The organism is Tenacibaculum sp. Ill (assembly GCF_051938915.1).
GTDB lineage: Bacteria > Bacteroidota > Bacteroidia > Flavobacteriales > Flavobacteriaceae > Polaribacter > Polaribacter larymnensis.
This window is the reverse complement of the sequence record NZ_JBPSCW010000002.1, coordinates 883,115-901,957: the sequence shown is the minus strand read 5'-3', so window position 1 is coordinate 901,957 and position 18,843 is coordinate 883,115. Positions and strand designations below refer to the sequence as shown.

At 31.2% G+C, this 18,843-nt stretch carries 14 protein-coding genes and 2 tRNA genes; 5 read left to right on the top strand and 11 right to left on the bottom strand.

The window, feature by feature from the left end:
• Nucleotides 1–2: 2 nt before the first annotated feature.
• From alr to ACTPNM_RS04255, 10 genes are all read right to left on the bottom strand, one after another.
• Entirely contained in the window at nt 3–1,157 is a 1,155-nt protein-coding gene (gene alr / locus ACTPNM_RS04300; protein ID WP_440120759.1) for an alanine racemase, read from the bottom strand.
• Entirely contained in the window at nt 1,157–2,293 is a 1,137-nt protein-coding gene (locus ACTPNM_RS04295) for an amidohydrolase (RefSeq protein WP_440120758.1), read from the bottom strand. Before ACTPNM_RS04295 ends, alr begins: the two co-directional genes overlap by 1 nt.
• A complete protein-coding gene (locus tag ACTPNM_RS04290; RefSeq protein ID WP_440120757.1) occupies nt 2,281–3,639 on the bottom strand; it encodes a sodium:solute symporter family protein in 1,359 nt (452 codons plus the stop codon). Before ACTPNM_RS04290 ends, ACTPNM_RS04295 begins: the two co-directional genes overlap by 13 nt.
• A gap of 78 nt (nt 3,640–3,717) precedes the next feature.
• Entirely contained in the window at nt 3,718–3,912 is a 195-nt protein-coding gene (gene rpsU, locus ACTPNM_RS04285) for a 30S ribosomal protein S21 (protein ID WP_099215800.1), read from the bottom strand.
• 55 nt (nt 3,913–3,967) lie between these two features.
• Nucleotides 3,968–4,831 carry a sigma-70 family RNA polymerase sigma factor gene (locus ACTPNM_RS04280; RefSeq protein ID WP_274639076.1) on the bottom strand — a complete coding sequence of 288 codons (864 nt, stop codon included), beginning with the start codon at nt 4,829–4,831 and terminating at the stop codon, nt 3,968–3,970.
• Nucleotide 4,832: 1 nt separating this feature from the next.
• A complete protein-coding gene (locus ACTPNM_RS04275; RefSeq protein ID WP_164723427.1) occupies nt 4,833–5,270 on the bottom strand; it encodes a GNAT family N-acetyltransferase in 438 nt (145 codons plus the stop codon).
• Between the two features lie 542 nt (nt 5,271–5,812).
• Nucleotides 5,813–7,804 carry a protein-disulfide reductase DsbD family protein gene (locus ACTPNM_RS04270; protein ID WP_440122819.1) on the bottom strand — a complete coding sequence of 664 codons (1,992 nt, stop codon included), beginning with the start codon at nt 7,802–7,804 and terminating at the stop codon, nt 5,813–5,815.
• 19 nt (nt 7,805–7,823) lie between these two features.
• Nucleotides 7,824–8,270, bottom strand: a complete 447-nt coding sequence (locus ACTPNM_RS04265; RefSeq protein ID WP_274639075.1) for a protein-disulfide reductase DsbD domain-containing protein — start codon at nt 8,268–8,270, stop codon at nt 7,824–7,826.
• 144 nt (nt 8,271–8,414) lie between these two features.
• Nucleotides 8,415–8,487: transfer RNA gene (locus ACTPNM_RS04260), tRNA-Met, on the bottom strand.
• 315 nt (nt 8,488–8,802) lie between these two features.
• Nucleotides 8,803–8,875 (bottom strand) — tRNA-Met (locus ACTPNM_RS04255).
• Nucleotides 8,876–8,987: 112 nt separating this feature from the next.
• Here ACTPNM_RS04255 and era point away from each other — a divergent pair.
• Nucleotides 8,988–9,896 carry a GTPase Era gene (gene era, locus ACTPNM_RS04250; protein ID WP_274640744.1) on the top strand — a complete coding sequence of 303 codons (909 nt, stop codon included), beginning with the start codon at nt 8,988–8,990 and terminating at the stop codon, nt 9,894–9,896.
• On the opposite strand, the gene ACTPNM_RS04245 is transcribed toward era, so the two are convergent.
• The gene (locus ACTPNM_RS04245) at nt 9,893–10,405 is read right to left on the bottom strand and encodes a GTP-binding protein (RefSeq protein WP_440120756.1); all 513 of its coding nucleotides are present in this window, start codon (nt 10,403–10,405) and stop codon (nt 9,893–9,895) included. The genes era and ACTPNM_RS04245 overlap by 4 nt on opposite strands.
• A gap of 104 nt (nt 10,406–10,509) precedes the next feature.
• On the opposite strand from ACTPNM_RS04245, the gene der reads away from it, so the two are divergent.
• From der to ACTPNM_RS04225, 4 genes are all read left to right on the top strand, one after another.
• Nucleotides 10,510–11,817 carry a ribosome biogenesis GTPase Der gene (gene der / locus ACTPNM_RS04240; RefSeq protein ID WP_073181950.1) on the top strand — a complete coding sequence of 436 codons (1,308 nt, stop codon included), beginning with the start codon at nt 10,510–10,512 and terminating at the stop codon, nt 11,815–11,817.
• Nucleotides 11,818–11,896: 79 nt separating this feature from the next.
• The gene (locus tag ACTPNM_RS04235) at nt 11,897–14,668 is read left to right on the top strand and encodes an outer membrane beta-barrel protein (protein ID WP_440120755.1); all 2,772 of its coding nucleotides are present in this window, start codon (nt 11,897–11,899) and stop codon (nt 14,666–14,668) included.
• A gap of 183 nt (nt 14,669–14,851) precedes the next feature.
• Nucleotides 14,852–16,252 (top strand): hypothetical protein, encoded by a 1,401-nt coding sequence (locus ACTPNM_RS04230; RefSeq protein ID WP_440120754.1) that lies wholly within the window; start codon nt 14,852–14,854, stop codon nt 16,250–16,252.
• Between the two features lie 203 nt (nt 16,253–16,455).
• Nucleotides 16,456–18,840 carry a GAF domain-containing protein gene (locus ACTPNM_RS04225; RefSeq protein WP_440120753.1) on the top strand — a complete coding sequence of 795 codons (2,385 nt, stop codon included), beginning with the start codon at nt 16,456–16,458 and terminating at the stop codon, nt 18,838–18,840.
• The last annotated feature ends 3 nt before the right edge of the window (nt 18,841–18,843 follow it).

Here is an 18,843-nt window from a genome sequence, read left to right as displayed (position 1 = left end):
AATTATTTTGTTATTATTCTTGGTAAATTCTCAGGAAGCCGTGTTAATAATTCATAATTAATGATTTGTATTGAATCGTTGAATGATGAAACTGTTATTTCAACATCTCCTTGACTTCCAATTAATACAACCTCATCTCCTTTTTCAATAGTATCGGCATGTGTTATATCCACCGCCATCATATTCATATTAATAGTTCCTATTATTTTATGTCGTTGTCCTCTTATTAAAACTTTTCCTTTATTACTTAAAGAACGACTGTATCCTGAGGAGTACCCCACAGGTATAATTGCTATCTTAGTTTCTTGATTTGTAAAATACGATGTACCGTAACCTATAAATTGACCTGCCTTTATAGTTTTAACATCCATTACTTCTGTTTTCCAAGATATAATTCTTTTTAGCGGGTTCTCTACAATTTTCTCTTTGGTTAAATAATGGACCAATATTTCTTTTGTTGGAAAAAAACCAAACTGTAAAATACCAACTCTTACCAAGTCTAACCTTGTAGTTGGATATCTTATTGTAGCTGCTGAACTTGCTAAATGATATGTTGGATTAAATAAATCAAGTTCTTTTATTCTCTTTCTTACATTTTTAAATTTTTTCTTTTGATCAGTTATCCTTTTGTAATTTGATATACTTTCTGCTCCAGCTAAATGAGAACAAACTCCTTTTACATCAATAAACTCATTTTCCTTTTCTATATACTTAAGAACTCTTGTTGCCTCTTTTGGAATAAATCCTGTTCTATTCATTCCTGTTTCTATTTCTAAATGAATTTTAGCTCTTCTTTTTACTTTTTTTGCCGCTTCTATTGCTTTCTGAAGTCTATTTTCTTCAAAAACAAAAAACTCTATACCATTTTCCACTGCCCATGGCAATTGACTGTTTTCAATCATACCCATTATCATAATGGTTACATCTTCAAAAGGTAGTGTTTTTTTTATATCAAAAGCCTCATTTGCATCAGAAACACTAAAATGTCTTACGCCATACTTATATGCTAACATGCAGTAAGTTTTAATACCATGACCGTAAGCATTACCTTTTACTACCGATGAAAAAACAGTTGTCTCTCCTATTATTCCACGTATAAAATTGATATTATTTTTTATAGCTGATTCAGATAATTCTAAATACGATGTATGAGTCATTATTGTTGAATTTCTTTTAAAATATTATAAAATAATTGTGCTCCTGTTACTGTTATTTCATCAGGAAAATCATAATCTGGATTATGCAACGCTGGTGTATCTTTTCCAGCCCCTAGTCCAAATATAGCTCCTTTAAAATGTTGCGTAAACAATCCAAAGTCTTCTCCCCATTTAAACGGAGTATTTATTTCATTAATTGATAACTCTTGTTTTGTTGCTGCCTTTTTTATGTACTCAACAGCTTCTTTATCATTTTTATTTGCATAAAATTCTTCAAACCAAGAAGTATTAATATTTAAAGTTTCTTTTTTTTCAAGCTTTTGAAGTAGTTGTTCTATTTTTTGTTGTTTCTCTTTCATTAAACTTGTACTCCAACTTCGTAATGTAAGATGTACTTCTCCATACCCTGCTGATACTCCATAGGCTTTTTCTCCCATAATTATGTGCACGGGAGTAGCTAAAAAGAAATCAGAATCTTCTGGTGTATTTTTAGTTTCTTGTCTTACAAAATGAAGAATTTCAGCAATAGCATTAGCTGGGTTGTATCCTTTTTCTGGCTCTGCTGCATGTGCTGTTTTTCCTTCTAAAGTAATTACAACACTTTTTACATTGCTCGTAAACTCATTCTCTTTTACAACTATTTCTTGTTTAGTAAAACCTGGTAAATTATGTAATGCAAAGACATAGTCTATTTTGAGTTGTTTAGAAGAAGAATCTTCTAAAACTGATTGTGCTCCCCTTCCATTTTCTTCAGAAGGTTGAAAAAGCAATACTACTTTTCCTTTAGACAGTGGATTTTCTGTAAGAAGTTTTGCTACTCCAAGTAATATTGCTGTATGTCCATCGTGTCCACATTTATGTGAGACTCCTTCATTTAAAGATTTATGTTCAAAACTATTTACTTCTTGAATAGGCAACGCATCTATGTCTGCCCTAAGCATAACTGTTTTTCCCTCTTTATTTCCATTAAAAATTGCTAACAATCCTGTTTTAGCTACAGGTAATACATCACAAGAGGTATGCTTTTTTAAAAAAGCTTGTATTCTTTTCTTAGTTTCATATTCTTCTTCAGAAACTTCAGGAAACTTATGCAATTCTTTTCTAATCTTCTCTAAAGTATCCTTTAGGCTTTCCATGTTTTTTGGTTGTTAATTAACTGAATTATTGAAAATACGATGGCAGATAGTGTAATTCCAAAGAAATTTGCATCTAAGCCAAAAGGTAATTTTACTTCTATAATAATTAATAACAAAGTGGTCAACCCTCCTGAAATCATAGCGTAAAAGGCTGCTATAGGCGAAGGTTTTTTTAACAATAATGTTCCTAAAACAGGAACTAATAAACCTGATACCATAAAAGCATAGGAATACAACATCAACTCTAATACATTTTGCATTTTTGTTGCTAATACAATGGCTAAACCTCCTATTAAAAAAGTTATAAGTTGTGAGTTTTTTATACTAATACTTTTCTTAAAATACCCAAAAATGTCTGTTGTTAGGTTTCCTGATGCTGCCATTAAACAACTATCTGCTGTAGACATAATTGCTGAAAAATAAGCTGACATCATTAAGCCCATTAAACCTACTGGTAAAATACTTCTTAATAACAACGGAAGCCCTAACTCTGCATCTAGTTCTACTCCTGGTGCATAACCTATACTAGCAAACATTCCTTGTTCGTAAGCTACTCTTGAAAATAATCCTAAAGCAACTCCCATAAATGCCATTATTGGATATTCAAACAGCCCTGCAACTCTCCATGCCTTTTTAGCTGTTTTTTCATCTTTACAGGCATAAATTCGTTGATACAAAGTCATTCCAACAAACCAAATAGGTACAATGGTAATTATCCAGTTAAACATATCTATAAACGAAACGTTTGTTAGTGATAAAAAACTGGCTGGTAAAATTCCTTTTATTCCGCTCCATCCTCCTACTTCTATATAACCAATAGGTATTCCAATGCCTATCAATCCTACCATTAGGATTATCCACTGAATGGTATCTGTATAAATTACAGCCTTAATTCCTCCTATAACTGTATACACAACAGCTATAACTCCCATAATTAAAACTGCTTTTGTTATAGATATTGATGGAAATGTGGCCGATGCTAATTTTGCTCCTGCTAAAATTTGTGAACTTGTGAAGCCGATATAACCTATTAGCGAGATAATTCCTGCCATTAGTGCCACTTTCGCATTGTAGTGAAATGCTAATGATTCTGGAAATGTTAAAAAGTGATGTTTCTTAGCGATAGGGTATACTTTAGGGATCAAAAAAACGGCGCTTATCCAAGCACCTAATAACCCTGTAAAAAGCATCCAGCTACCGGAGAGTCCCATTAAAAAACCAAGACCTCCTAAGCCAATAGAAAAACCTCCTCCAACATCAGTTGCAACAACAGAGAGTCCTATATGACCTGCTGACATATTTCTTCCTCCTACATAGTAATCGTCTTTTGATTTGTTTTTATTCATGAAGTAAACTCCTACTCCAAGCATAAAAACCAGATATAACACAAATATTAATAGATCAATAAAATGTATATCCATATCTTACTTTTCCTGCTCTAATAAAAACTGCTCTTTGTACTGAGCCTTTTTTAATTGCTCCCTTCTACTTACAGATGGTTTTGTATATTCTTTTCTTTCTCTTATTTCTTGTAATACTTTTGTATTCCTATATTTTCTTCTGTAGCGTTTAATTGCTCTGTCGATGTTCTCACCTTCTTTTACCTGTATTATTAACATATTATATATTTTTAAATTATTATCTCTGTTTTAATTCAATTAAATAAAGTCGAAACTATCCTAAATAAGTTTGTAACACTTTGGTTCTCGATCTTTGTTTAAGTCTTCTAAGTCCTTTTTCTTTAATTTGGCGTACACGCTCTCTTGTTAAGTCAAAAGTTTCTCCTATTTCAGTTAAACTCATAGGTCGGTAATTTTCCAAACCGTAAAATAACTTTATGATATCTGACTCTCTTGGAGATAGTGTTTCTAAACTTCTACTGATTTCTAATTGCAAAGATTCTTGCATTAAATCTTTATCTGGCTTAGGTGCTTCTGAAGCTCTTATAACGTCATATAAATTTGATGTTTCTCCTTCTTTTAAAGGGGCGTCCATAGAAATATGCCTTCCTGAGTTTTTCATTGACTGTTTTACGTCTGAAACTGTCATATCTAAAACTTTAGCTATTTCTTCTGGTGTTGGCATACGTTCATTACTTTGTTCAAGCTTAGAAACGGCCTTATTTATTTTACTTATACTCCCTATTTTATTCAATGGCAAACGAACTACACGAGACTGTTCTGCCAAAGCTTGTAAAATAGATTGACGTATCCACCAAACTGCATACGATATAAATTTAAACCCGCGTGTTTCATCAAAACGTCTTGCTGCCTTCACTAATCCTATATTTCCTTCATTAATTAAGTCAGAAAGTCGTAAACCTTGGTTTTGGTATTGTTTTGCTACCGAAACAACAAAACGTAAATTCGCATTTACCAAAGTCTCTAATGCTCGTTGGTCTCCTGCCTTGATTTTTTGAGCTAATTCAACCTCTTCATCTGCAGTAATCAAATCAATCTTACCAATTTCTTGTAAGTACTTCTCAATAGATTTCGATTCTCTATTGGTAACTTGTTTTATTATTTTTAACTGTCTCATATTATCTCTTTAGTCTCATTTCTAAATACGGGGTAGTAAATCCTAGTTTCTCGTATAAAAACTTAGCTGGATTGTCTTTTTCTACATGTAAAGCAATATCTCCTTTACAGTTTTCAATAGCATGTGTCATTATTTTTCTTCCAATTCCTTTTCCTCTATATTCATTGTGTGTAGCTATGTATACTAAAATATTCTCTGGTATGTACTCATCCATTCCTGTTTTATTGATTACCACCGCACCTACAATTTCACCTTTATCTTCTATCGTAAAAACATACCCACCTAATCCTGTTCTCTCTTTTGCTGCATAATCTATTGCTTTACGAATTGCTGATTTTTCATCTCCATATTTTTCAAGGTGTTTGTATAAAAAGTTAGTTACTCTTTCTATTTCTAAAGGGGTTATACGATTAAATGCATCGTAAGTTTTTATTGTCATAATTTTATTTTTATAAAAAAGAATAGGTATGTAATAATTATAAGTTTCTTTAGTTCATTTTTATTGAAACTTAAATAGCAGTAAATACAAAACCTATTTTTTGGTGTTTGTCTTTTAATGCAGAATACTTTTTTTCGAAAAGTGTACGATTATCTATAAATCGATATTCGTAAGGTCAAAAAAAACATTTTATAAATCTATTTTTTACTGGCAAATAGTTCTACAAAGTGTTTTTAAATATATTAGAGAGTCTTCTCTCAAAAGGAGAAGCTATTATAAACTTAATTTAGAACCCTGGTGGGATAAATTTGTCCGATTGGTTGCGGAACACAAGGTAGTTGAATGTAAAAACTCGTTGATTTTTTTTCTCGTGTGTAGTATCTACCATATCGTACAAAGATACGAATTTTATGGATAATTTCAAAACAGCTACTGTAAAAGAACCTCTTACATTATTTTGTACGATTCTACCAAAACTTAACTTAACAAAAAAGCACCTTAGATTTTTCTAAAGTGCTTTTTGTTTATAATATAATTTTTAATTACTTTTTAAAATTGGTAATTCCATTTTCAAGCCAATTGTAGTACTCATCTACATCTGGTGTGTAGGCTATCGGATCAATTATATTTGATTCATCGTGATTCATTAATACATAAAATGGTTGTGAGTTTGCTTTATATTTAATGGTTTGCATTTCACTCCATTTTTGACCAATGTATTTTAATTTCTTTCCTGGGTTTAACTTAGATTCAACAACCTCATCTTCTTCTAATGGTCTTTTGTCATCTACATACAAGGAAATTAACACTACTTTGTTCTTTAATACGTCTAAAACTTTTGGTTTTACCCAAACGTTTTGTTCCATTTTCCTACAATTCACACAAGCATGTCCTGTAAAATCTAGCATTACTGGCTTTCCTACTTTTTTAGCATAGGCTAATCCTTTATCATAATCATGAAACGACGTGATATCATGCGGAGGCATTAAGTGTGCTCCTTCAGGTAAACTCTCATGTCCGTTCTCTTTACCTGCTGAACTTACAACTGCTTGTTTAGTAAAACCAACTCCGTAAGGTGATTCACTGTAATGTTGTGGCGGTGGAAAAGCACTAATTAAGTTTAACGGCGCTCCCCATAGTCCTGGAACCATATATATAGTAAATGACAATACTACTAGCCCTAAGCTTAATCTTCCAACCGAAATATGATTGATTGGGCTATCATGTGGTAATTGTATTTTTCCGAATAAATAAAAAGCCAAGGCTCCAAAAATAGCAATCCAAATTGCAATAAACACTTCTCTTTCTAATAAATGTAATTGCAATACTAAATCTGCATTTGATAAAAATTTAAATGCTAAAGCTAATTCTAAGAAACCTAAAACTACTTTTACAGTATTTAACCATCCTCCGGATTTTGGTAATGAATTTAACCATCCTGGAAAAGCTGCAAACAATGCAAATGGTAGTGCAATAGCTGAAGAGAACCCTAACATTCCTATAATTGGAGCTACACCTCCTTTTGAGGCAGCTTCTACTAACAAAGTTCCTACAATTGGCCCAGTACAAGAGAAAGAGACAATTGCTAAGGCTAATGCCATAAAAAAGATTCCGATTAATCCTCCTCTATCGGCTTGCGAATCTACTTTAGTCGCCCAAGAACTTGGTAAGGTGATTTCAAAAGCACCTAAGAAAGACACAGCAAAGATCACCAAGATTAAAAAGAAAATTATGTTAAACCAAATGTTAGTTGACAGTGCATTTAAAGCACTTGCTCCAAAAATAAAGGTAACTCCAGAACCTAACAATACATAGATTACGACAATGCATAATCCATAAATAATAGCATTTCTTATCCCTGCCGATTTACTTTTACTTTGTTTAGTAAAAAAGCTTACTGTCATCGGTATCATTGGAAATACACATGGAGTTAATAATGCGGCAAAGCCTGATAAAAAAGCAATAAAGAAAATAGCCCATAAACCTTTCTTTTCTTCTTTTTTAATTTCTTTTGAAGCTACTTTATCTGTTGTTTTTGTTTCTTTTGTTGTACCTGTAGAAGCTTTAGTAGCCGTTGTTAAATCAAATTTCAAGTCTACTTCTTTTGGAGGTAAACACATCTCATCAGTACAAGCGATAAACTCCACAAAAGCATTTATTTCTTTTACACTAGTATCTACTACCTCTATTTCTTGTTTAAAAACGGCTTTGTGTGCAAAGGATTTAATATTCATTCCTTCTTCACCAAAAAGTGTTGTAAACTTAATTTCTCCTTCAGGCTCTGTAGTATTTCCTACAATTTTAATTTTTCCTCCGTCATCATCATACGTAAAAGTTGTTGGAATAGGTCCTCCACTAGGAACTTGTTGTGCGTACAAGTGCCAACTTCCTTGAATTGTTGCTGTACTAACTAGGTTATAATTTGTTTCAGAAACTTTCTCTACACTTGTTTTCCACTCTATTGGATTATGAATTTGGCTCATGGCCGAAAACCCAATGGTAAAACAAAGCAAAAATGCTAGTATTCTTTTCATCATATCAGGGGAAAAAGGATTAATTTACATTAAAAGTCAATTCTACTTCTTTTGGCGGCAGGCAATTCATTCCTGTACATACCATATATTCTACTGCTCCTTTAACAATAAACTTCTCTGTCGTTTTTAAGCGTATTCTCTGAGTAAAAGTAGCTTTAGTGTCGAAATACTTTATTTTCATTTCAAAAACTGGATCATTTACTACATGTCCTGCTTCTTCTTTGGTATTTCCTTTTTTCAAGTATTTGGTATCTCCTTCAAAAGTAAATAGAGTCGGAATTGGTCCTCCTTTTGGAATTTCTTGCGAATACAAATGCCAATCTTTTTGAATTGTTGCGGTAGCTACTAGCTCTGCTTCTTTATCGGATATCTTTTTTACAGAAGTAGTCCACTTTACTGGATCGTGTACTTGAGCAAATGCAGAAGTGCAAACAACCAGCAACAGAGTTAAAAGTAATTTTCTCATTGTTTTTATTTAGTTGCGTTATCTTAAACCTGTAAATGTAATGCCTTTATTTGCTAAAACACAAAAGATTAAAAAAAGTTTAACATTAACAACTAAATACAAAAACGAAAAAAGGCTTTCGATTTCTCGAAAGCCTTTGCTTAGTAGCGGGAACTGGACTCGAACCAGTGACCTTCGGGTTATGAGCCCGACGAGCTACCTACTGCTCTATCCCGCGATTTGCGATTGCAAAGATACGTATTTTTCTTTGTTCTATCCAAATAAAAAGCTAATAATCCTTACTTTGATTCTAAAGAACTGATATACACTTCAACAAACTAAATAGAAAAAACAACAATACCCTAAAAAACACTCCCTAATGAAATATTATAAAGGATATATAACTAGATTATGTTAAAATAACAGAAGAAAAATTAATACTTATGTTAATACAATTCAGTAACATGTATTTTAACAAGAAGTAAGGTGGTTTTAGATTTTCTGAGACTATAAATAAAAAAAGGCTTTCGAGAAATCGAAAGCCTTTACTTAGTAGCGGGAACTGGACTCGAACCAGTGACCTTCGGGTTATGAGCCCGACGAGCTACCTACTGCTCTATCCCGCGATTTGCGGTTGCAAATATACATTCTTTTTCTTGTTCTACCCAAATAAAAAAGCTTTTATTTTTACATGAATATATCCACCTAAATAACAAGCAGCTAAAAAATAAACACTTCTTGCATAAAACAACCTATCTTTGCACTATGACACATAAAGCAGGATTTGTAAATATTATTGGAAACCCAAACGTTGGTAAATCTACCTTAATGAATGCCTTAGTAGGTGAAAAGCTATCTATTATTACTTCAAAAGCGCAAACTACTAGACATCGTATTTTAGGTATTGTAAATGGAGATGATTATCAAATTATTTTTTCTGATACTCCAGGAATTATAAAACCTGCTTATCAGCTACAAGAATCTATGATGGATTTTGTAAAATCTGCTTTTGAAGATGCCGATGTACTTATTTACATGGTAGAGGTTGGTGAAACCGCCTTAAAAAATGAAGCTTTTTTCAATAAAATCATCCACAGTAAAATTCCTGTTATTTTACTACTAAACAAAGTTGACAAATCGACTCAAGAAGAAGTTGAAGCTAAAATTGAATATTGGAAAAAGAAAGTTCCAAACTCATTTGTATATGTAATTTCTGCTCTTGAAAACTTTAATGTAGATACCGTTTTTTATAAAATTATTGAGCTTTTACCAGACTCCCCTCCTTTTTACCCAAAAGATCAGTTAACCGATAAACCTGAACGCTTTTTTGTGAATGAAAAAATTCGTGAAAAAATTCTTCAACACTATAAAAAAGAGATTCCTTATTCGGTGGAAGTTGAAACCGAAAGTTTTGTTGAAGAAGATAATATTATAAAGATCCGTTCTGTTATTATGGTAGAGCGTGAAACACAAAAAGGAATTATCATCGGACATAAAGGAAGTGCTATCAAACGTGTTGGAACAGAAGCCCGCAAAGACCTTCAACATTTTTTTGATAAAAAGGTTTTCTTAGATTTACATGTAAAAATTAATAAAAACTGGCGTTCTAATGAACGTCAATTAAAACGATTTGGATATAAAGATTAACTCTTTTTAATTGTTCGTAACAATTGTTTAGTATATTCTTTCAATTCATCCATTTGTTTTTTTCCTGTTGATTTCCCTAAGCTACCAACTAAGTACAGTGCTACCCAAACAATGGGTAAAACAACCAACATTACTATAGGCAACATGGTGATTTTTTTTAACGACCAATTACTATATGCTATAATCGCAAAAATTACAAAAGCTGTCCCTACCAAAAAGTGCAAAAACATAAAAAAAGTCCAAACTTGAGGTTTAGGACCAAACAGTCCTTTTATGTTTGATGAAGTTTCTGAAATCTCTTCTATTTCAATATGTAACTGTGGAGACCATAAATGTGATTCTTTTTCTGGCACATCAATTACTACATGATTATCTACAACCTTCATTTTATACTTAGAAACATCGTTTAAATGCTTCTTTATTTCTTCTAATAAAACCTGAGAACTTATCTCATATTCTAATTGAAAACGAGGTTTTAAAAAAATCTGATTATATAATTTATCATCCATTAAATAAAAGATTAGGTGCCAACAATATAGCAAAAACTATATACTATCTAAAAATCATTACAAATCATATACTAAATTGTATCTTTGCACAAATTTTTTGCAAAATGAGTATTATTGCGATTGTAGGAAGACCAAATGTAGGTAAATCCACTTTATTTAACCGACTAGTAAAACGTCGTGAAGCTATTGTTGATTCTGTTAGCGGAGTTACAAGAGATCGTCATTACGGAAAATCTGAATGGAATGGAAAAGAGTTTTCTGTAATTGATACTGGTGGTTACATTGTTGGTTCTGATGATATTTTTGAAGGAGAAATACGTAAACAAGTTCAGTTAGCTATTGATGAAGCTGATATTATTGTTTTTGTAGTTGATGTTGAACAAGGTATTACACCTATGGATGCTGAAGTTGCTAAAATTTTACGTCAAGTTGAGAAACCTCTATTTATGGCTGTAAATAAAGTTGACAATGCAATGCGTGATGCTGATGCTGTTGAATTTTACAACCTTGGGCTAGGAGACTACTATACTATTTCTTCTATTAATGGAAGTGGAACCGGAGAATTATTAGACGCTATTGCGGAAGAAATTCCTGAACCTGAAGAAGACGAAGAAAAACAAGACGAATTACCTCGTTTTGCTGTAGTTGGACGTCCAAACGCAGGAAAATCATCATTTATTAATGCTTTAATTGGTGAAGACAGAAATATTGTAACCAATATTGCAGGAACTACAAGAGATTCTATCGATACAAAGTATAATCGTTTTGGATTCGAATTTAATTTAGTCGACACAGCTGGAATTAGAAAAAAATCTAAAGTAAAAGAAGATTTAGAGTTTTACTCAGTAATGCGTGCTGTGCGTGCAGTTGAGCATTGTGATGTTGCTGTATTAGTTATTGATGCTACTCGTGGTTTTGAAGGACAAGACGAAAAAATATTTTGGTTGGCCGAAAAAAACCGAAAAGGAATTGTCATTTTAGTAAATAAATGGGATTTGGTTGAAAAAGAAACCAATACTATGCGTGATTTTGAGGCTAAAGTTCGTCAAGCTATTGCTCCTTTTACAGATGTTCCTATCGTATTTATTTCAGCATTAACAAAACAACGTATTTTTAAGGCTATTGAAACTGCTGTTGAAGTTTTTGAAAACAGAAAACGTCGTATTCAAACAAGTAAGTTAAATGAAACGATGTTGGAGATTATGGAACATAATCCGCCTCCAGCAACAAAAGGTAAATTTATAAAAATAAAGTACTGTATGCAGTTGCCAACACATACACCTCAGTTTGCTTTCTTTGCTAATTTACCTCAATATATTAGAGACCCTTACAAACGTTATATTGAAAATCAATTACGCGAACATTATAACTTTAATGGAGTGCCTATTAGTATTTATTTCAGACAGAAATAATTTTTAACAATATTTAACTATCAGAAAGTAGTTTTTTCTTTTTATTTGTAGCTCTTTGAAAATCATATTGCTATAAACAATGAAAAAACTACTTTTTATTTTCACCCTATTACTTACAAGTTCTATTTTTTCTCAATCCTACCCGTTTAAAATTACTGGTACAATTAACTCTGAAAAAGACAAAACCGCTATAGAGGCTGCTACAGTTCATGTAGAGAAAGCTAGAGATAGCTCTATCGTTACCTATACCATTTCAAACGACAAAGGAAAGTTTTCTTTAGAAGGAAAATCTTTTAGCAAAGATGTAAAACTGTTTATTTCTTATGTTGGTATGGACAGTTATTCAAAATCAATAGAACTAGACAAAACCTCTAACCTTAATTTAGGCACAATTTTTTTAAAGGAAGAAAGTAACTTACTTAGCGAGGTAGTTATACAATCAAGAGCACCAATTACAGTAAAAAAAGATACTTTAGAGTTTAATGTAAAATCTTTTAAAACTAAAAAAGATGCTAATGTTGAAGATCTTTTAAAGAAGCTTCCAGGTGTTGAAGTAGATGAAGATGGAAAAATTACTGTAAACGGAAAAGAAGTCAATAAAATTTTGGTTAACGGAAAGCCTTTCTTTGGAAACGACCCAAGCATTACTACTAAAAACTTAACAAAAGACATTATTGAAAAAGTTCAAATAACCGATACTAAATCTAAATCAGAAGCTTTTACCGGTGAAAAAGGAGACCCAAATAACAAAACCATTAACCTTACCATTAAAAAAGAAAACAATAAAGGTTGGTTTGGTAGAGTGTCTGGTGGTGCTGGAACCGATAAACGTTTTGAAGGAGCAGCGATGGTTAACCGTTTTGATAACAATCAACGATTTAGCGTATTAGCCAGCACAAACAATATCAACTCGCCAGGATTTAGCTTTGGAGAAATTCAAAAAATGTTTGGAGGCAGTAATATTTGGTTTGGCGGAGACGGTGGCTTTAGCGTTAACGGAAGGCGTTTTGGTGGTGGTAGCGGTATTATAAAGTCAAAAACCGCTGGTGCAACCTATGCTGACGAATTTGGTAAAGGTTTAGATGTAAATGCCAACTACTTTTACTCTGGAAGTAATTCAAACAATGAATCAAAAAGCAATAGAGAATATACGCTTCCAGACAAGAAGTATTTTTCTAACTCCACAACTACTTCTGATGATGAAAATCACAATCATAGTTTTGACACTGATTTTGATATTGAAATAGATTCTACATTCTTAATCAACATTAAGCCTAGTTTTGTATTTAATAAAAGAGAAGGAAGTAGTCGTAGACAAGAAGAATCTTTAGATGAAGATAATACACTTACCAATAGCTATGTGAGCTCTGCTTACTCTAAATCAGAAGCTAACAATTTTCAAAACAGATTAGATATTACTAAAAAATTAGGAGCAAAAGGTTCGTTTATTAAAGCCTCAATAACTAATCGTATTGACAAAGCAGATACAGAAGAAATTAACAAGTCTACTATTGAAACTTTTGGTAGCGATCCTGATGTCGAAAATAGAGACCAAAAAAGTACTATTGAAAACAACTTAATAGGACTTACCACAAGCTTAACCTATCGTTTTCCTCTGATTGCTAAAAAATTCTTTTTAGATACTAAGTATAGTTATCAACGTGATGAACGAGAAAATAAGGAAAACACCTTTGATTTCAACTCTACAACACAACAGTACAGTGATTTTAATACTGGTTTGAGTTCTGACTTTACATACAATGATATTACTAAAACACCATCATTAGAGTTGGTATACAGAACTAAAAAATGGCGTTTAAATTTTGGTACTGGACTGGTTAACAGAATTTTAGAAAACAATGATAAATTACGTCCTGAATTAAGTTTACAAAAAGAATTTAATAATTTAGATTTAGATGCTAGTTTCAGGTATCGATTTGACTCTAAAGCTTCTATTTATTTTGATTATCGTTTAAACAATAATGCTCCTAATATTAACCAAATACAACCTTTTACTGACGTCACCAACCCTTCTAATATTATTGAAGGGAACCCGAACCTAAAGCCTACTCAAAACCATAGAGCCTATATTAATTTTAATAAATTTAACTGGCAAGCCCGAACTGGTTTTTGGTTTTATGTAAGCGGTACTCTTTATAAAAACCAAGTAATAACTAATACTTCTTTTGATGATGATTTAGTAAGAAATACTACCTACGAAAACACAGATGGAGGTTATGATTTTTGGGGAGGTGGTAGCTATAGTAAAAAAATAAAACTCGATTCTATTACTAGTATTAATCTTAGAGCTGGTACAAACATAAGTACTAATAAAAACTTCAATATTTTGAATGATATTAAAGAAGGAGCTAAAACAACATCTTTGCGACCACACCTAAGAGCTACATTAGACTGGAATAAAAAAGTTATGATAGAGTCTCGTTATGATATTTCTTTTTCAAACACAAAATATGACATCAACACGAACCAAAATCGGAACTTTGTTAGACACTCTGTCAACATAAGAACAAAAACTACTGTTCCCAAAAGGTTAGAATGGAGAAATGATATTCGTTACACATACAACCCTAACGTAATTGGATTTAATAAATCTGCTTGGTTTTGGAATGCTACGCTTGCCTATTCGGTCTTAAAAGATCAAGGTACTATTAGCTTAAAAGCTTATGATTTATTGAGTCAAAACACCAATGCTCAACGAAGAGCTACTTCAAATTATATAGAGGATTCTGAGAGCACCGTATTACAACAGTATTTTATGCTAGGCTTTAGTTGGAAGTTTAATAGTTTAGGTAAAAAAGGGAAAATAAAAAATTACGATTTTCATTTTTAAACCTGCTCTCAAAAAAGTTATATAAGACTCTTATCAAAAAATGGTAAGAGTTTTTATTTTTTCGCCTATGTCTAGGCATTAGATTTAACATATTATTTAACTTTTTACCTCACTTATATCGCTCGCTTTTTTTGTTAATTTATCGCAAAAATTACTTATCTCAATTAAAAAATTAGCTATACAATGCCCAAATACAATTTATACAAATTAATAGCTGTTGTCCTATTCTTTATATCTTGCTCAACATCAGAAGATAACCAACTACCTCCTTCTACTCAATTAACTATTAAAATTAGTTCAACGAATCCGTTGAACAGTAAAATAGAGTGGACTAATATTGATAATTCACTAAACAACAATATCTATTACAACCTGTATTTAGATGATAAGCTAATCGCTGAAAATATTAACGAGAACTCTTTCGAGTTTGAAGAACTTAAAGGTTTAACTGAATACCAAGGTAAAGTAATTGCCAAAGACATAAATAACAAAACAATTGCTTCTTCTGAATACAAAATTTTTACTGATAAAAAACAATTTGAAGGTAATATAGAACTAAAAAGTAAAGAAGATATTGACAACTTTACCTCAAAAGGATATAATATTATAAATGGAAATTTAATTATTAATGGAGAAACTTCTAGCATAACAAATCTTATTAGTTTTACCGACCTTAATCAAATTAATGGAGATTTATTTATTGTAAATACAATACTTAAAAACTTGAATGGCCTGGAAAACATAATGTTAACTTCTGTCGACACAAGATTGGTCATAATAAACAATGATGAACTAACAAATATTAATGCTTTATCAAATATTACTAACTTAGGCTCTCTTCGTATTCTAGGTAATAGTTTATTACAAAAATTAAACGGACTTCAAAACCTAACAACTATTCAACAAGAGTTATCGATTGGTTTAAACCCTTTAATTACTAACTTAAACACCCTACAAAACCTAAGCTCTGTACACAAAATAAACATCACAGGTAATAGTGCCCTAGAAAACTTAAATGGATTAGAACAAATAGCGGACGTAAACACTATTGTAATTAAAAATAATGCTTCCTTAAAAACTATAGAAGGCTTACAAAACCTAACATCTTGTGAACTATATATTACTATCGAGAATAACAATCAACTTTATGATTTAAAAGGTCTTTCTAAATTAGCAAGTACTGGTGCTATTAAAATTATAAACAATACTTCATTAAATAACATTTCTGATTTATTAAACTTAAAATCTGTAAGCTATTTAATAGAAATAAAGGGCAATACTAATTTAACTTCTCTTAATGGTATTCAAAATATAGTTTATGATAATAGCTTAACAGGAAAAAAACTTTTTATTCAAAATAATCCTGAGATTACAACCTTAGAAGCTATATCTAATTATACTTTTGAACGTGGAGTTATTAATATTTCTAACAATAGTAAACTTGATAATTTCTGTGGATTGAAAAAATTACTTACAGAAATAACTCATAAAGAGTTTGATGAAAATAATTTTATTTATAACAATGCTTACAATCCTAGCTCAGAAGATATTTTAAACGAAAAATGCTCTTCCGCTCGTTTTTAGGTTTAACTAAACACGCAAACAACCGTAACAATTAGTAACACACTCAATCGTTTTCATTTTAAGCCAAATTTTTATGGGAACGATTGTTAAAAATTAAAAAACAGTGATTATAAAAACTACCGCTTTTTGAAAGGGAATGGTAATAAAAACGACTACTTGCTTACAATTTTGTAAATTTGTATAGATTCATTTTTTTTCATTCTATGAACATAAGACGAACAAAAGACATTCAAAATATTGAGCTTCCTTTTAAACTTAAAATAAGTTTTGAGAAGATAGTTGCTTTGTTTCAAAAATATGCTGCTAAAGAACAAGAAAAGCATCCATATCATGAATCATCTAAAAAGATAGTTCGAGAAGCAAACAAAGCTCCTGAATTAATTAATGGTTTTTCTGATGAATCTACATTAGAAAAGTATCAAGACACTATTGAGATGTTACTTGAACCATTATTCCCAGAATTATTATTAGAGAATGAAATTAAAGCGGTTAGTATTCCGTTTACTTTTACATCTTTTAAATTTACTAGTCGATTTGAAAAGATTTTACAAAATGCTGGAGATGACTACGAATTAAAAGTTCGTAATTTTGAAAGTGATTTAATGTATAAATACGCTTGTAGTATTATATTAACTGAGGTATACAACTACTCTATCAACGTAAAACGTCCTTTCTATTTTGATATTCCTGATAAAACAACCAACACTATAAAGAATTATCGTGCTGCTTTTAATGCTGACTTCATGGAGATTTCACCAACCGAAAACGCTCCAAAAATAACAGAAGAAGACATTAAGTTTTTACTCGATAATTTTGATGACATTGATGTTTGGAAAGAAAAATTCCCTCCTGACTCATATATTTTTAAAGGGTTTGGGATAATGAATTTATTTGATGTTACAACCGATGAAATTATTTCAGAAATAAGAACCAGTCTTATAAAAAAGGATGATGACTTAGTTACTACATTACAAGAAATTTTTCGCAGATTCTTTGAAATAAATGACTTATCATTAGGATTTTCTATTTTCGAAACAGATTCAAACAACTTTAACTCATCTCACATAAACAAAGAAGAAAGCCTTGTTTTAAACTATGAAAAAGATGTTTCTTGTGATTGTATTTTTTGTAATTATGTTTTAGAAAAGCTTTTTATAAATAACGAAACTCTTGCTATTTCTGATGTAGAAAAGTATGGTAAACAAACTGAGAACAAAAATTTTTACCAACGTTTAAAAGACAAAAACATAGGTAGTATTATTTTAGTTCCAATACAAGCATCCACTAAAAACAGTCTCGCTATTATTGAGTTTGCTTCACCAAGACCTTTTGAATTAAACTCAATCAACCAAAATAAATTACAAGATTTAATTCCGTTATTTAAAATTGCTGTTGATCGTTTTTCTGAAGAACATCAAAATATATTAGAAGCCACAATTCAAGAAAACTACACTTCTATTCACCCAACAGTAAAATGGCGTTTTTATGAGGCTGCTGAAAGATTTCATATAGAATCATATGAAACTAAAGAAAAGGTTAAAATTGAAGATATTGTTTTTCCTGACGTACACCCTTTGTATGGTCAATCAGATATTAAAGGGTCATCTATTGCCCGAAATAAAGCTATTAAAGAAGATTTAACCACTCAACTTTCTTTAGCTATTTCCGTATTATTGGAAGCCTGTAAAGTTGAAAGCCTTCCTATTTATAAAGAATTACGATTTAGAGTTGAAGAATATTTGTCAGAAGTAAAAAAAGGATTAAAAGCTGGCGATGAAATAGCTATTTTAGACTTTTTAAAACGTGAAATCTATCCTGTTTTTAATCATATAAAAACGGTTAATAAAGACTTAAGTTCCTTAGTCGAATCATATATTAGTCGTTTAGATCCTAACTTACAAGTAGTATACGAAAAACGTAAAGCTTATGAAGATAGTGTTACTTTGCTAAATGATAAATTGGCTTCTTTTATTGATACTAGACAAAAAGAAGCACAACAAATGTTTCCTCATTATTTTGAACGTTATAAAACAGATGGTGTTGAGTATAACATGTACATAGGACAGTCATTAACAAAAGAGAAAAAATATGACGACTTATACTTATACAACCTTAGGTTATGGCAGTTACAAGTAATGTGTGAAATGGAGAATGTAGCCTTAAAAGCAGCTGAAAAGATGGAGCATAAACTTAGAGTAGCTTCGTTAATTTTAGTACATAGTAATCCATTAGCAATAAAATTTAGAATGGATGAAAAACAGTTTGATGTTGATGGTGCATACAATATTCGTTACGAAATAATTAAAAAACGTATTGATAAAGCTCATATTAAGGGAACCGAAGAACGACTAACAGTTCCTGGTAAAATAGCAATTGTATACTCTCAAGAAAAAGATGCTGAGGAGTATTATAAATACATCAAATACTTACAATCTAAAAACCTATTGGGTAATGTAGAGAAGTTAGATATTGAAGATTTACAAGGCGTTTCAGGATTAAAAGCATTACGTGCAGAGGTTATCTACAACAAAAACTTTGATACTGAAAAAACAATGACTATTGACGAGCTTATCCAAGAATTTAAATAGTTT

Coding starts and splice junctions, on each gene's coding strand:
- alr (WP_440120759.1), bottom strand. CDS start 1,157: ATGACTCATACATCGTATTTAGAATTATCTGAATCAGCTATAAAAAAT.
- ACTPNM_RS04295 (WP_440120758.1), bottom strand. CDS start 2,293: ATGGAAAGCCTAAAGGATACTTTAGAGAAGATTAGAAAAGAATTGCAT.
- ACTPNM_RS04290 (WP_440120757.1), bottom strand. CDS start 3,639: ATGAATAAAAACAAATCAAAAGACGATTACTATGTAGGAGGAAGAAAT.
- rpsU (WP_099215800.1), bottom strand. CDS start 3,912: ATGTTAATAATACAGGTAAAAGAAGGTGAGAACATCGACAGAGCAATT.
- ACTPNM_RS04280 (WP_274639076.1), bottom strand. CDS start 4,831: ATGAGACAGTTAAAAATAATAAAACAAGTTACCAATAGAGAATCGAAA.
- ACTPNM_RS04275 (WP_164723427.1), bottom strand. CDS start 5,270: ATGACAATAAAAACTTACGATGCATTTAATCGTATAACCCCTTTAGAA.
- ACTPNM_RS04270 (WP_440122819.1), bottom strand. CDS start 7,804: ATGAAAAGAATACTAGCATTTTTGCTTTGTTTTACCATTGGGTTTTCG.
- ACTPNM_RS04265 (WP_274639075.1), bottom strand. CDS start 8,270: ATGAGAAAATTACTTTTAACTCTGTTGCTGGTTGTTTGCACTTCTGCA.
- ACTPNM_RS04245 (WP_440120756.1), bottom strand. CDS start 10,405: ATGGATGATAAATTATATAATCAGATTTTTTTAAAACCTCGTTTTCAA.
- der (WP_073181950.1), top strand. CDS start 10,510: ATGAGTATTATTGCGATTGTAGGAAGACCAAATGTAGGTAAATCCACT.
- ACTPNM_RS04235 (WP_440120755.1), top strand. CDS start 11,897: ATGAAAAAACTACTTTTTATTTTCACCCTATTACTTACAAGTTCTATT.
- ACTPNM_RS04230 (WP_440120754.1), top strand. CDS start 14,852: ATGCCCAAATACAATTTATACAAATTAATAGCTGTTGTCCTATTCTTT.
- ACTPNM_RS04225 (WP_440120753.1), top strand. CDS start 16,456: ATGAACATAAGACGAACAAAAGACATTCAAAATATTGAGCTTCCTTTT.